The organism is Paraclostridium sp. (assembly GCF_051657365.1).
In the GTDB taxonomy this organism is placed as follows: Bacteria; Bacillota; Clostridia; order Peptostreptococcales; family Peptostreptococcaceae; genus Paraclostridium.
Window position 1 is genome coordinate 1 of sequence record NZ_JBOFKN010000006.1, and the last position, 1,768, is coordinate 1,768.

Consider the following 1,768-nt stretch of genomic DNA (forward strand, 5'->3'; position numbering starts at 1 on the left):
CAATAGATAATATCCAAGTAAATGCAATAGCGCCAGGATATATAGAAACAGCTAACACAGCACCAATTAGAGCTGACGAAAAAAGAAATGCAGAGATATTAGGAAGAATACCAGCAGGAAGATGGGGGCAAACTTCAGACCTTGTAGGGGGAGCGATATTCTTAGCATCAAAGGCAGCAGATTATGTAAATGGACATATTCTAGCAATAGATGGTGGATGGTTAGTTAGATAATTTTAGGAGAGGTGATTAAAATTAAAAATTATTTTTTTTATGATGAATCAAAATCAGAAAATCTAGGAAATGGTATTTCTAGAAAAATTTTAGCTCATAATGGTAGTTTAATGACTGTTGAAGTTAGCTTTGAGAAGGAGGCAGTTGGAATTTTACATTCTCATATTCATGAGCAAATGACATACGTTTTAGAAGGAGAGTTTGTTTTTAAAATTGGAGATAAAGAAAAAATTGTTAAAGCTGGTGATGTTTTGTACAAGGAATCAAATGTTGAACACGGATGTATTTGCCTAGAAAAAGGAAAGTTGATAGATATATTCACACCTATTAGGCAAGATTTTATAAAATAAAATTCAATTAATAAATCTAAAAAGAGGAATAATGTATAGAATTATCCTCTTTTTCATTATCGTATTAACTATTTAACGTGTATAAAATGTGATTAAATTAAAAAAGTGGAGGAAAATGAGTGATTAAAAAAAGTGAATATAATTTAAATGAAATATTAAGAATAAAAAATGAATTAAATTTTAATCTTGTTCTTAAAAGTCAAATTTTAAATTTAAAAAAAGAAATGGATGATAAAATAACTACTTTAAAATACTCTGTAGTTGAAAAAGAGCTTTTACCTCATAGTTTAAATAAACACGATTACTACAGTATTGGAATTTACGCTTGGCCAAATAAAACAGGAATTGATGGAATGCCTTGGATAATTGATGATTGTAAAGCTAATCCCTATGTTAAAACATTTGCTACTGATTCTATTAGAATAGAGAATTTTTGTAATGATATTATGATTTTAACAACTCTTTATCTTATTTATGAAGATTTTTCTTATTTATCTAAGGTAAATGAACTCCTTAAAATTTGGTTTGTTGATAAAGAAACAAGAATGAATCCTAATATGGATTATGCTCAGGCAATTCCAGGAGTTTGTACCGGAAGAGGAATTGGACTAATTGATGCTAGACATTTAATAAAAGTTATCGATTATATAACCGTTCTAGAAAATAAAGATTTAATTGAATTTGGTATTTTGAAAAAAATAAAAGAATGGTTTAAAGAATTTATTTTTTGGATGGAACATAGTTCTAATGGGAAAGAAGAGGAAGAAGCACTAAATAACCATGGTTCGTGGTATGAAGCGGAACTGACTACGTTCGCTTTATTTACTGGCGATTATGAAAAAGTATTAAGTCGAAAAGATATTTTTATAAATAAGATTAAAGCCCAATTTGAAGGAAATGGGAATCAACCTCATGAAATTAAAAGAAAAAAAGCTTGGCATTATTTTATTTTTAATTTGGAAGCTATTTTTATTAGTTATCGAAATATTGAAACCCTCCAACCTAAAAGTTTACTTAATATTCAAAATATTTTAAAAAAAACTACTACTTTTATGCTTGATAAAATGGAAGATTTAAATACTTGGGAAAATAAAGAGGATTTGGATTTTTATAATGATGACTTAAGAATTAAGAAAATATCACCTATTTTAAGTGAAATGTCCAAAGAAAATATATTTTCAGATA

The 1,768-nt window shown here is 27.4% G+C and carries 3 protein-coding genes; all 3 read left to right on the top strand.

What is annotated here, in order from left to right; translation table 11 throughout:
• The coding region (locus ACRCYC_RS00145; RefSeq protein WP_438505978.1) for an SDR family oxidoreductase at window positions 1–233 on the top strand (233 nt) is incomplete at its 5' end.
• 11 nt (window positions 234–244) lie between these two features.
• On the top strand, window positions 245–583 hold the full coding sequence (locus tag ACRCYC_RS00150) for a cupin domain-containing protein (RefSeq protein WP_438617170.1): 339 nt from the start codon (window positions 245–247) through the stop codon (window positions 581–583).
• A 119-nt stretch (window positions 584–702) separates the two neighbouring features.
• On the top strand, window positions 703–1,768 hold a 1,066-nt coding region (locus ACRCYC_RS00155), incomplete at its 3' end, for an alginate lyase family protein (RefSeq protein WP_438617171.1).